The organism is Pseudomonas sp. KH_021 (genome assembly GCF_057838865.1).
The window spans coordinates 71733-84337 of the sequence record NZ_JBYQOU010000002.1 but is presented as its reverse complement, the minus strand read 5'-3'; the positions used below and the strand labels follow the sequence as shown (position 1 = coordinate 84337).

The following is a 12605-nucleotide window of genomic DNA, read 5'->3' as shown; positions in this document are numbered from 1 at the left end:
GTCATTCTTCGGGGATCCATCCAGAGCCCCGAATTACCGTCGCCCGCGTCCCTTCATACCTGGCCATAAAAACTCAGGGCTCAAGTAGACTGGTAGTCTATTGAACCTATGGAGTTTTAGTGTGGCCTCCTTACGACCTTCGCAAATGACCTATGAAATGCGGGCCGACGGGGGGCCCTTTCTCGAATTTCAACTTTACACCGAGGACGGGTTTCCGACAGATCATGCCGAGGAAGCTCACTCGGTCGATGTGTACTTCAGCGATTTACGTCCTGATGCAAGCGAATCGTTTGATCCTTGGCATCGGATCCTTCAAGTAAATGCCGAAACAGTCCGGATCTGGCCGATTCATCAACATGCCGGGTCGACGAATTATGGCCTATCGAAGTACGGTGCGATTACAGAAATTTGGATCACAAGGCCGGTTGCCTCACCCTACATTCTTCCAACGTCTAAAGACTCACTGAGCGCCCTTCTTGAAACTTTCCCTGAGGGTTTCTACAGGGATTGGCGCTCCGGCTTGGGGCTTCAATGGGAATACCGATTCATCCTGGAAGCTATAGCTACAATCCCCGGTGTCACAACACTTTGTATCCACGGAGGTGGTGGACGAAGAGACACAAAAATTGACGAGGGGGTCTACATGTTGGGTATCGATCGGTACCAAGATATTCGGCAAAAACTGTCCCGCCTTACTAGACGACATCAGCGAGAGGCCCGCGAAAACAAGCAACTCATTTGTTACGGTGGATTGGTTCACGCCGTTGATCCAGCAAGGTATCCAGCGAAAGCCAAAAAACTTCCACCTGATCTACTGAGTGAGTTGTTACAAGGCAACAGAGCGTCGCCGTTGTCCGCAAAAGACAGGCAAAGCGCGACGTCATTGGTACGCCAGAACGCACGAGCGATTTCACAATCCGAGCCGAGGGTACTCCTCCAACTTCAGGCCGAGATCGAGCTCGTTACCCTGGGCGATCTTATTGAACAGTATAAAAAGCTCATGGCTACGAGACACGTTGAAGGGAAGTGGCAACGCTTCCTAGGCGACAACGCTTTCATCTTGAATATGGCCTTTGCCTATCCGATTAAAATTATCTGTGAGCGTCCTTATGTAGGGAACAAAAGTTTCAACGGTAGTGGGGGAAACTACAGCGATTTCCTTATCGCTGCGCGCTCGACCGGAAATCTTGCTCTGATCGAAATAAAGCGCCCAGATACGGAGCTTTTAACAGGAAAGCCATACCGCGGCGGTGAGACGTTTGCGCCATCAACTGAGCTAAGCGGTTCGGTAGCACAGATCATTAGTCAGCGAGCGAGCGCTCAGCGGGAAATCTTTCAGCTCAAGGACGGGATCGAAGAGGAGGTTCATGATCACTCGATTTCAGCGATCATCATCGTGGGTACCACACCCGCAAAGAAGGTTGAAAGACGGTCATTTGAGCAATATCGGAATTGCCTTAGGGATGTGAGAATCGTGACATTCGATGAGCTGGAGCAACGTCTAGTGGACGTCCATAAGGCCCTGTCAGCAGAGTCCAGCCATTCGCCCTATAGCAACCAACACGATTCGCCGTTCTAAAGCACGCTGTCCGACCAGCCATAGTCCACAAATAATCAGAGACCGCCCATGCAAGATGCAGCAGCCGCTTTTGTCAAAGCCAAGGATCAGTTCGATGCGGAAGGACGAAATTACGTGCCAGGCGACTGGAGAGAACGGCTGATCAGAAGGCTAAAAGGGTTTGCTCCGCCATCCAGGGGATGGACTGCAGTGCACCCGGCAAAATTTGTAATGCAGGTATTGCCGTTTTCTGTGACGTGCTACGACTACGACAAAATGCAGCCGAGGGATCTGGATCCGCAGTTAATTGTGAGTGGAACATACAACGATTACTCCCCGAACGCCCATTTCACGCCAGCCGCACCCGCTGACGTTATGGATAAGTCTGACAGGCTTGCCACCCAGGAAGAAAAACATCATCACAACTCACCCAGGGTATGCAGAATCGGCGCCCTGCCCCTGTACGTTGCTCTTGAGGGTAAGAACAGGGTTGAGCTTTTTAAGAGCGCTGGGCGTCAAATGAAGGCCCTTGTGACAGAGGTAAGCTTTCCCGAAGCGGATCAGTTGACGCTTCACCGCTCATTGCCGCTAGGAATATACAGCGTGAGTTACAGGGGAGAACGCAGGGTTCTCCCCGTACCCGAAGCTGCTTTGCCGTTGCTTGAAAAATACGGGGTTAAGACAGCGGAGAAACCACTGTTTTCGTTGAAGGACTATTTTCGGTTAGTCGAAGCCCGGCAAAATATCTGCCGCAATCAAATGATGAACTGAACGTCTTTAAAGGCGCCTGGAATCGTCCAAAGCGCCTATTCAGCCAATGGCAGATTCTGCAGGTTATTGGCTATTGGTTGGCGGCAAGCCCGCTTCTACATCTGCTGCTTGAGCGGTGATCGCTGCGCTTGATTCGCGCCCTTCTTCTGAACTCCCATTTGCAGCGCCTTCAGCTGGAGGAGTCGTGCGCTTCTCGTGGGCGTCAATCATTCCAGAAATCGTAGCGATCAGTTTCTGAATTGGCAGTGCACCGGATACCAATTTTTCTTCACCGGTAAGGCCATCGACAATCAAGGTCGCGGGGGTGCCAGTCACTTTGTACTTCTCAGCCAGTTTCATGTCAGCCTGAATCCGCTTGTCATAACGCCCACTCTTCAGGCAGTCCTGGAACTGGTCTGTATCGAGGCCGATACCAGCAGCAAACTCATCAACGTCAGCGATACCCTGGCCGTTGCCGCGTGTCTTATTGAACATTTCCTCTGCTGCCACCCAGAAGCCCGCAGCACCACGTTGCTCAGCTGCGCACTCGGTCATCACCGCTTCGCGCGTCGCCGCAGGGTTGTGGAAATCAAGCGGCATATGTCGCCATTCCCACTTCACATGTTCTGGTGCCTGATCGACTATTTTTTTCGGGGTTTCATGGAAGCGCTTGCAGTACGGACACTCAAAATCGGAGAACTCCACGAGGGTAAACCGCGCATCGAGCTTTCCGTAGATCCGCCGTCCTTCCGGAGCGTCACTGACGGCCAGGTTCTCGTATTTGGCAAGCTTCTTGGTGACCTCGGCGGCGTATTGGGATGCACGATTGAGCTTGATGCTTTTAGCTACCATTTCATTGAATTGCGTCTGGTTGTCCGCAAGAAACGGTGAAGTCGATTTCCAGTAGAGAAATGCGCCCGTAGCAGCAGTGAGTGAGATCACCACCGACACGAACGCCGTACCGAGAAGGGCTTTAAAGGTCATATCGAAAGATCCAGGATTAGGTGTAGTTAGGGTAAGAGCCGCCCTCCTGTACTACTCTGGCAATCGACCCCCGCCGTGGGGGCAGACCTGCTCCTTCGGCCCGTTTCACTGGGTAGAATTAGAAGCGCACTTTGCAGAACAACCCATGTCGAGTAAGTCTTCAGAGGAAACGCGAATGAACAAAGCAGAACTGATCGATGCCGTCGCACAAAATGCCGACGTATCCAAAGCTGCAGCAAGCCGTGCACTGGACGCTTTTATTGAAACAATTACTCAGGTTCTGAAATCTGGAGAAACAGTCTCCCTGGTCGGGTTTGGTTCGTTCCAAGTGAAGAACAGCGCGGAGCGCGTAGGACGTAATCCCAGCTCGGGAAAACCCATAACCATAGCCGCGGCAAGAAAACCAAGTTTTAAAGCGGGAAAAGGCCTGAAAGATAGCGTCAACTGATACCTAGGGCCCGGACTCACTTGGGCCCCCACCTCTTGCTCTACGCCACCCTCAAGTGCTTCTCGCGCATTTCCTGTCGATGTTTCGCTTCAATGCACAGGGTAGTTGCAGGCCGAGCGAGCAACCGCGGAATCCCGATCGGCTCGCCAGACTCCTCGCAATATCCGAAGCTACCATCATCAATCCGCTCCAACGCCTTGCGAAGCTTTGGCAAGTTCATTCGATCCCGATCGAGCATTCGAAGCAGCTTTTGGCGATCCTCTTCGACCGACGCCAAATCGACATCGTCAGCAGGCTTATCCAACGCAGATAAGGCCAGCAACCCACTGCTTACCCGTTCGTTGCACTCCTCAAGAAGGGAACAGAGCAGTGTTCTGAAAAAGCCCAGTTGATTCTCGCTCATGTAATTTTCGTCACCGGACGCCAGTAGCTCTTCTCGTGTCATGACAGATTCCGCATTTAAAAAACCAGCACTGATCGTAGGAGAGCCGTCTCCTGCCCAGGTGTTGAATTGCCCCCTGGATGGGGGACGTTTCAGCCAGTGGTCGCTTGGAAAGGTCGCGAACATTGGCGGTATGTTCGGAATAGTGTTGGAGGTAAAAAGTGCTCAAAACGAAGATTGCGGTCCTCTCCCTGAGTGTCGCGGTGTTGGGAGGCTGCGCATCCTCAATCAAAAATTTCTCAGCCGACATTTCCTTGGCTGGTGGTCGACCGATTGTTCTAGAGACATCCCCCTTCCCTCTGCTCGCCGCACTGAAAGAGCATGCCGAAGAATCTCCGACTCTACGGGTATACATCGAAGACGATGGCAGCACGGCCTCAGAAACAAATCCTGCTACTAACCCGACACCGACGGGAACAATGCTGGTCAAGCTTGCCCTAACGGATTCCGCCCCATCGGCTTATATCGCCAGACCCTGCCAGTACGTCTGGAGCGAACGCTGTGCGCCTGCAGAATGGTCGGAAAGACGCTTCAGCTCGAGTGTGATCACCAGTTACCAGGAAGCGTTGGAACTACTGAAAGGTATCCACCACAACCAGACATTTGAGCTTGTGGGTTATGGCGGAGGGGGAACTGTGGCGCTTTTGCTTGCCGCTACGCGGACAGACGTAATTCGCGTTCAAACGCTTGGAGGGAACCTATCACCAACAACCTGGGCAAGCCTTCACAAACGCCCACCCTTGAAAGGTTCACTTGACCCGGTTCGATTCGCGAAAAAGCTCCAGATCGTTCCACAGCGACATTTAGTCGGCAAGTCGGATCAAGAAGTGCCTCAAGCGGTAGCTGAGGCTTACATGATGGCGTTACCTGAAGCAGATTGCCTGAACGTCACATTGGTGGACGCTGATCACACTTCAGGGTGGCAGGAGGTGTGGAAACGGTTTCGGGATCAACCGTTGAAGTGCGTGCCACCGGATTTTGCCCCTCGCTCCGTTTCATTCGGCCAGTCGCCGTCAGAGGACGTTGAAGTCGAGGGGTTCACCAGTGAAATCAGCTCCGAATGAAAACCGCCTCTCCGTTAAGCGCTCTGACGACTTCAACCTGGTTCATTTGAACAGGGGTTTTTACCGTCTCGATTAGACTCAAGCGGAATTTATCGAACAACCATGTTGGAATCAGCCCAGTCACGAACGTACAAGCCACATTGAAATGTTCGATAAGTTTCCCCTTGAGAACTTGGCGTCCTGATGGAGCGATGATTCGCCCTTCATCAGGATCAAACACAAAGAAAACAAACCCTTCCTTATTTACTATCTCAAAACGTCCTTTGACCGCATTTAGAGCAGCTTCCGCTGAATCAGCAGAACTCAGACCTGGCTCTACCTGCGCTTGATAAATTCCAGGAACCATCAAATCCTCCTCCATCGGCTCGCCGAGTGGAAGAACAGCGATATGCAACGTCTTGGCCTTTCTTGCGTTCATGTGAATACCTTTTCAGTTGAGCTCGATGAGTGAAAGAAATCACACTCAGAATGACAGCAAAAAAAATAACGCAAGCCTGTGTAATAAAAAACCCGCTGTCCAAGTATGACAACGGGTTCTTTAATCCTACTGCTTGGTAATAACGCCCTTGACTGTCACAGGCTGACTTTCTCTGGTCTCGATTTTAAGCGGAGCTCTGAGTACTGGAACATCATTAATGGGTTTTACCGTGACCTGCACTAATGCGGGCAACGACCAGGCGCCTTGGTTGTCTTGGGCTCTATAGGTGAGACTGGTTTGACCATTCCAGTCTTTATACCCGGTGAACGTCAGAACGCTCCCTGCGATAGTCGCGCTTCCATGGATGGCAGGTGGGGCGGCTACGATTTGAAAGACCGTCGGCGCTGGAGAGTCAATATCGCTGCCACTCAGTTGAACGCTGCCGGAGCTATCTTCATTCAAGGTCAGGAATTTTGCATCAGCCACAGGGGGGTCGTTGACGGGGTTAACTGTGATGTAAACCGTTGCGGCGTTAGACGCAGCTCCTTTTGAATCAATTGCTCTATAAGTGACAGCGGTGGAACCGCTCCAGTTTGCCGGAGGAGAGTAATAAAGCGCACTCCCAGACAACCATGCAGACCCTACTGAAGGCCCACCGAGAATTTGGAATGAGTGGTAATCACCTGCGTCAGGGTCGTATATAGGAAGTCCAACGGCACCAACAGTGTCCTCAGCAGTTACCAGAGAAGCATTTCCTGCTGCCGGAGGTGTATTTGTCACCCCAACAGACACTATAACAACGTTTGAATAGTCAGCGACAACTTGGCAGTTTGTACATAGTTGCCATCCTACCACCGCTGCAAATTCGTACTCTCCCGGTTCAGTAGGACCACCAATGATGTTATTAAATATCGTGACGGTAACCGTTCTGGATGCCCCACCACAGGATACGAACCCACCGATAGAACCATCATTAAGACCGGTGGCGACGGTGAATAGGCCGGTAGAGCCTTTGGGGCGCCACAATAAGGAGGCGCCAATATTAGGAGTTGGCCCCATTCCTGATGCAGTGCAAGAATTTCCAACACGACTCGGGAACGTAACAGTCGCGTTAAGCTCGCTGTAATCCAAAGGCGCTTGGGGTGACATACTTATAGTCGTACCTGGTGTCTGGGGATAGAGAATACCATCCCATATGGCCGCTCTCGCGCACAAACTTGTAGATGATAAGGCCAAAGCAGCCAGTAGACAGAACGTATAGCGCATACACGCAAGCGTAACTTTAGACATGGTGCTTTCGGCCCTCAAAAAAGACAATCACTCACTGCATGATGGCCGTTCCAAGAAGTCTACAGACTGGGTGATTGCCCCCTCCATGGGGGTTGAATCAGGCTAGGCGGATGAGGATTTCGAGCGAAACTGGCATTCAATCCGACGACGGTCGTTCGATCGTCTACGAATACGGGACAGGAGATCAGTGACATGGCGGGCCCTCGCAGACAAGTCAAAATCTGGATTCAAAGCTTTAGCGCGGACAGCGGCCTTAGGCATGCTTCCAAGGTTCACCCGAAGGCGTTCTTTTCGATTAATAGCAGGGACCTTCAGTACCAGAGATGGCTGCAAGAACTATCGAAAGACGTTTCGGACACTCCCTTGGCGCTTTACATAAAATGCACCCGGTTTGTCGATCTGGCTAAACCAGAAGACCATGGAAGCGCACTTCAGACTCTTCCCTTCATTTTTCTTCACTACATGCGGGAGTCGAAGGGGTGGACCGTCCCTCAACCAGGCTGGCCAGTTTTGAACCTCATCGCGTTCGACTGGAAGACCGCGAATGGAAGTCAGATAGTAATCCCACACGCGGTCCCGAGCAGAAAAGCACTTGATGAGGCTGAACTCCGCTCGCAGCTGACTGAGCTCTGCGAGGGTTTGAAAGCCCAGCGTCCTGAATTACTACCCGCCTACCTGGCGTAGAAGATCTGATTTTTCCCCATCGCTACCTGGCCTTGCATTTTCTTTGCGCCGGATAACTTGAGCCTGATCTCGCCTCTTAATCCCAACATCGATAGCCCCCTCAATGGGGGCTAACAGACCATCGGGGATACCGGGGCCACTTCAATATGAACACTGTCCTTCCCTCCGCTCTGGATGCGGCGACAGCTCACTCAGTTTCAACGGAAGTCATGCCTATGAGTAATCTCTTTTCGTCGCAGCCACCCGTAGTGGCAGTAATGCGCGCGCTGCAGCAGATGACTAAACCCACCGGTGAATGCTTCGACATCAGAACTGACTCAGTCCAACGCGGAAAGATTGAGCAATCACTGGATTCGATTCTCACTGAAATGGGGCCTCTCTTCTTTGAGGAGACTGCTCCATCGCAACTAGGTCTGTTCTCCAACGCCTGTGTACTTCAACACATGGACAACCCCGGTCTTATGCTCGTCGACCTGGTCCGAAATTTTATGCTGACGTTCGCCGACACCGATCACCAAGGTTCTGCCAAGGCTGTCTACGACGAACTTGACGCATTAGCCCAATCGGTGCGGCAACGCCGAACTCCTCAAATCTCTTCATTGCTTTCGGAACTGAGCACCTGGTCTGACCCGCGTCCTACTGCACAGATTCTTCCATTCAAAAAAACGGGTAAAGGAGTTGAGTGATGGAAATCTTGGTCGGACTTTTCGCTCTATCCACGGTGGTTTTAGCAAAGGTCGTTTGGCGCTTGCATAGCGCTCTCCGTGCGAAAGAAGACCGCCTTGACTATACGGCGAGCGAATGCGAACGACTGCAAAACCACATCACGAAAATTGCCCGCCACGTAGAGGAACACAACGGAGGCGCTCTTTTTCGCATCAAGGAATGTCGTGAAACCACCGAAGCAATCATTCAGTACGCGCCTGATCTCTTCAAAAACGCGACAGGCCTTGTCCACTGGTTGAGTGCAACAGATCAGTTCCTACGGGAGCTTGATCGGATAACGATTGAAGCTGCCCCCACAAATCGATCTGAAACACGAGCGTTGCTATCCGAGCTGTGCGGACCAACCACGCTATACGACCGAATCAAATTCGGCCCGCCCCTCTCCGGACTGGCCAGCTAACGCTTGCGTTTTTTCTATCAAGCAGATGATCAAGCTGATCCATTTCATCCACGAATACCCCTGTACAGAGAGAACCTCCATGTCGACTATTGCCTCACAATGCCCTCCGCGCCTGTTCAGCCATCGTAAACAACAGCTCTTCATTCCGAGTCTTACTTACATTCTGGGCACTGCCGGAATGGTCGCGGTCTTTTGGTTTCAAAAAGGCCAGCTGGACTCCACCCTGCCCCTTATCCCCTTCATGTTCTCGATTCTCGTACAACAGATCGGCGCCCGCGAAGACCTTGCGCAGAAAGCCCGTTTGGTGAACGTAATTACGCTGACGATTTTCGCTATGGCCTGCGAAATCTTTTACCAGGCATCAATCGGTACTGACATCCCGACTGCTTATGTCCTCTACCCGATCATGATGGCAATAACTATTTGGGCCGAGACAGCATGCCGCTGGCTCGACCGTGCGGAACAGCACAACAGCAACATCATTAAGGTCATCGCGATTGCAATTTTCGTTACCGGCATTGGCATCGGCATCTATGCCATGTACCTCAAGAGCATCTGAAAAAACACTTCTACTAGGGGGCCTTCGGGCCCCCTTGCATTTCCATCATCGACTGTACGCTGCTCCAAGAAGACCCATCAGAACATTAGGCTGGCAGCCATGAACGATATCCTCACGCCTCAAGACAAACCCGCGTTCGAACGCATCGAAAAATTCCAGTCCCTCTCTGCAGGTCAATATTGGAGGGCACTTGAAGACGTTCCCAAGTACGCCATCAAGAAAGACATGGTGTTGCTCATTCAATCCATCGCATGGGTTGATAACCAACCACATACCCTTTCATTAAGGGCCCACCCTGACCAATACGGACAGTACAAGGAGGTGGAGTGGATCGATGAAAAAGGTGAAGTTCGGACCGGGTGCATCACTTGCCAAACACACGACTTTCGACTTTCGACGTTTCTTCAATCCTTCGAATTTGAACCAGGTCATGAGCAGATACGCCAGCGGGAGTTAACTGTCGCTCAAGGTCGTGTTTTCGCACTCCAACAGGATCTCGTCGATACCCAGTCCAGCCCCGAGAAAATGGCTGCGGTCATCGCTGCGGGGTTCGAGGAAATCGATCGCAAGACGCCTCGCTCCGCCGAGGCTCAAGATCGTCTTCCGGTTGTAGTCGACACGAGTGCTCCTGTTCCTCAGAACCTTTCCAGCTTTCTCGCCAGCGGCATTACCGAGAGCTCAATTGCGGTTATGAAGGCCCAGGCTGAAAGATCTCATACGATCGCGACCATTCAAGGTAATTGGATCACCAGTAAAACCAAGGAGATCGAGCAAGCAATCAAGCGCATGACCCCCTATTTCGATGAGTATGGCGCTGCAGCCCTGGCCCACACTGAGGAAGTCCGAGTTTACGTCGACAAAATCATGACTGGAATTCAAAGCCTCGATCTCTACATCGGGAAAGGTGTCGAGGTCACAGCTCTTCACAAAGGCCAAAGCGCATGCCCCTTGCTACCTCTTACCGTCATGCAGAGCAAGCTTGTCATGGTCGAAGAAATATCTGTTTTCACTCACGTCGACGAGTCTACCGATCATCAGAGCTTCAATGGCATGGCGAGTTTGCTTGAATCAAGCCCGGCTTTCGTTGATCAAATCTTTCCTACGGAACGCTGCATTGTCTGTATGTGCAGCACTCGCCGCGATCTCCATTACGAAAATGCATTCGAGGGGTACCACCGCAACCAGACCAACCGCGCAGTATTTCTTCTGGTCAGGGACGGCGAGAACATCTACTGCGTCGATTCTCCTGTAACAACGCATCTTGGAGCTTCAAGGCTGTTTCCCTCGAAAGGTGAATCTGACGCCATTTTCACAGGTGTGGGCGGTGAGCAAATTACCTTCGATTCTCTGAAATACACCAAGTCTCTCAGTGCATTCGAAGCGGCCGCGCTCCATTACAAACGATTCCTGATTCTTATGGCTGGATTGGATCACCGTCTCCGACTATTTGGCGATTTCTATACAGAACCCCAAGGACTGGATTTTGTGAGCTTATCTTTTCAGGAGAAATACCTGCGGTTCATTCATGACGACGATGGTGAATCAATGCTGCCGCGTGAGCGCGTGCAGCATGTCTCTGAATGGATTAAAGAGATGAACAGCTACCTCTCGCCAGGTTCACGGGTTTACTGCCTCTGGTGGCGGCTGAAAGGCGAGGAGACCTCACCAGGTCTGATGCACTTCAAAGCAGATCCCGTACATAGCAGCGGAGTAGCTTTGGCATACGTTGATGGTAGCGCCATTTGCGTGGACGTTGATGCGAGGCGATCGAGATGGCATGACAATAAAACAGTGTTCCAGTCGAAGGTCTACCTCACGCAAGCCGTGAACCTATCCCACGGCGCCGAACCCTTTCTGGTCCTGGACGCCGTAGATCCGGAACAACTTCGACGCTATATCTTCGACCGTCGTTCACGCGTTCATTCGGTGGAATACATCGAGCTCTTTAAGCAAGCACTTAAATTCACTGAGCAGGAGCGCGTGCACGAAGCGCCGATGCGTGAACGCCTGCGACAAGCTCTGCTGGATGGTGGCATCACGGAAGCACATGAAGCGGAGGAACTCGTAAACAAGGCCGTCATTCGATGGCGCGCGGCTAACAAAGGCGCCACGCTTCCCAGGTTTCAGGGATCAACACCACCTGCAGAGTGGACGGTGATGCTCGACCTCCTGTTTATGCTTCAACACGGTTTAGGATCGCGACTGAGCGCCATCGAAGCATTTGCCCATGAGCGCCGCTTTGAACCTCTACGTTTGGTCTTGACCGGGAAATCACAACTGGTGCTATACGCCTCTCCTTCTGCGGCTGAACGCGATGATCGTGTAAGCCCTTTTGTCTGGGTTCATCGCATCGTCCTTAGACTAGGTAAGCGGGCGATCGGCGAGGCATCACGTAAATGGGTAACCTTCCAGGAAAAGAGCGCCGCGGAAGTGGTTCAGCATGAGTGGTCGGAGGCTAAACAGTGGCTTGGCCAGCGTTCACCATTCAAATCGCCTCAAGCGAAAGTTGAAATTTTCAACCAGCTGACCCTTAACGCTGACCGATTCAAAACCTTGCTTTCAGATCAGGGGACCCTTAGCGAATTCGCCGAAGCTTGGCGTCGTGAGCACTACCGTTCAAACGCTGGCAAACAGCGACTCATTACCCGTCCCTCGTTTTTTATTCCCATAGGGTTGGTTGGGTATAAGTCCAATTTGAGCTACGTGGGTTTCGGGTGCAACAACGCCGCTCACTTTCTCGCCTCCTGCCACCCAACGGAGCAATTGTGGGCCGATATATCAGAAGAGTATTTGAGATGGAATAGATCGCCGGATATTGCCCGAGAACTGGAACGGCGCCGATTTGGCCGGCCCGATTTGGGAGCGCTTCAATTGAGGGTGTTACCTATCAGCGCATATCCGAACGGCGCAGTACCGCTGTTTTTTGGTCGTGACACAGGCGAAGCTTCCCAACATTTGCAACTTGAGGTCGAGAACACGCTTTCTTTCGATCATCGATTTTCAGCCCTGAAAGCCAGAGACGGATCTGGAAAATCGAGACTGGTCTGGATAGCTCCGCAACTACGGAGCAGGGGTGAAACTGGAGACGTGACATCAACCCTGAGCGTGGATCGGTGGCTGGGAATTGCAGAAATCATCGCGACCGTTTCTGTCAAAACCATTGTCACGGTGACATTCAGTGCCGACGACAACAAATTCCCCTACCAGAAGGTTATTTGGGCTCTTGAAGATCCGGCGCCTTGCAAGTGTTAGATATCCACTATCTTAGAAACAGCCACTTAC

The 12605-nt window shown here is 51.9% G+C and carries 12 protein-coding genes; 8 read left to right on the top strand and 4 right to left on the bottom strand.

The features are described 5' to 3' along the window. Nucleotides 1-145: 145 nt before the first annotated feature. Complete coding sequence (locus AC3IX4_RS29215) at nucleotides 146-1579, top strand: Shedu immune nuclease family protein (protein ID WP_489261588.1); 1434 nt, start codon at nucleotides 146-148, stop codon at nucleotides 1577-1579. A 48-nt stretch (nucleotides 1580-1627) separates the two neighbouring features. Continuing rightward, complete coding sequence (locus AC3IX4_RS29210) at nucleotides 1628-2329, top strand: hypothetical protein (RefSeq protein WP_489261587.1); 702 nt, start codon at nucleotides 1628-1630, stop codon at nucleotides 2327-2329. Nucleotides 2330-2392: 63 nt separating this feature from the next. Here AC3IX4_RS29210 and AC3IX4_RS29205 read toward each other — a convergent pair whose 3' ends face one another. Then, nucleotides 2393-3292: a DsbA family protein gene (locus AC3IX4_RS29205; protein ID WP_411961279.1), complete on the bottom strand. Its 900-nt coding sequence runs from the start codon at nucleotides 3290-3292 to the stop codon at nucleotides 2393-2395. Nucleotides 3293-3437: 145 nt separating this feature from the next. Here AC3IX4_RS29205 and AC3IX4_RS29200 point away from each other — a divergent pair, with 145 nt between their 5' ends. Beyond that, nucleotides 3438-3740, top strand: a complete 303-nt coding sequence (locus tag AC3IX4_RS29200; RefSeq protein WP_489261586.1) for an HU family DNA-binding protein — start codon at nucleotides 3438-3440, stop codon at nucleotides 3738-3740. Nucleotides 3741-3780: 40 nt separating this feature from the next. Here AC3IX4_RS29200 and AC3IX4_RS29195 read toward each other — a convergent pair whose 3' ends face one another. After that, nucleotides 3781-4185: a TraR/DksA family transcriptional regulator gene (locus tag AC3IX4_RS29195; protein WP_411961277.1), complete on the bottom strand. Its 405-nt coding sequence runs from the start codon at nucleotides 4183-4185 to the stop codon at nucleotides 3781-3783. A gap of 158 nt (nucleotides 4186-4343) precedes the next feature. Here AC3IX4_RS29195 and AC3IX4_RS29190 point away from each other — a divergent pair, with 158 nt between their 5' ends. Then, a complete protein-coding gene (locus tag AC3IX4_RS29190) occupies nucleotides 4344-5246 on the top strand; it encodes a dienelactone hydrolase family protein (protein ID WP_489261585.1) in 903 nt (300 codons plus the stop codon). On the opposite strand, the gene AC3IX4_RS29185 is transcribed toward AC3IX4_RS29190, so the two are convergent. Together AC3IX4_RS29185 and AC3IX4_RS29180 are read right to left on the bottom strand one after the other, a co-directional pair. After that, nucleotides 5233-5664, bottom strand: coding sequence for a hypothetical protein (locus AC3IX4_RS29185; RefSeq protein ID WP_489261584.1), 432 nt, complete (start codon nucleotides 5662-5664; stop codon nucleotides 5233-5235). The two genes, AC3IX4_RS29190 and AC3IX4_RS29185, sit on opposite strands and share 14 nt — an antisense overlap. A 126-nt stretch (nucleotides 5665-5790) precedes the next feature. Continuing rightward, nucleotides 5791-6813 (bottom strand): Ig-like domain-containing protein, encoded by a 1023-nt coding sequence (locus tag AC3IX4_RS29180; protein ID WP_489261583.1) that lies wholly within the window; start codon nucleotides 6811-6813, stop codon nucleotides 5791-5793. A 1040-nt stretch (nucleotides 6814-7853) separates the two neighbouring features. On the opposite strand from AC3IX4_RS29180, the gene AC3IX4_RS29175 reads away from it, so the two are divergent. The 4 genes from AC3IX4_RS29175 (at nucleotide 7854) to AC3IX4_RS29160 (ending at nucleotide 12575) form a co-directional block, all read left to right on the top strand. Continuing rightward, entirely contained in the window at nucleotides 7854-8324 is a 471-nt protein-coding gene (locus AC3IX4_RS29175) for a hypothetical protein (RefSeq protein WP_489261582.1), read from the top strand. Then, a complete protein-coding gene (locus tag AC3IX4_RS29170; protein WP_489261581.1) occupies nucleotides 8324-8764 on the top strand; it encodes a hypothetical protein in 441 nt (146 codons plus the stop codon). The genes AC3IX4_RS29175 and AC3IX4_RS29170 overlap by 1 nt, the downstream gene beginning before the upstream one ends. 79 nt (nucleotides 8765-8843) lie before the next feature. Beyond that, nucleotides 8844-9323 carry a hypothetical protein gene (locus AC3IX4_RS29165; protein WP_489261580.1) on the top strand — a complete coding sequence of 160 codons (480 nt, stop codon included), beginning with the start codon at nucleotides 8844-8846 and terminating at the stop codon, nucleotides 9321-9323. A 99-nt stretch (nucleotides 9324-9422) separates the two neighbouring features. Next, on the top strand, nucleotides 9423-12575 hold the full coding sequence (locus AC3IX4_RS29160; RefSeq protein ID WP_489261579.1) for a hypothetical protein: 3153 nt from the start codon (nucleotides 9423-9425) through the stop codon (nucleotides 12573-12575). Nucleotides 12576-12605 lie beyond the last annotated feature (30 nt).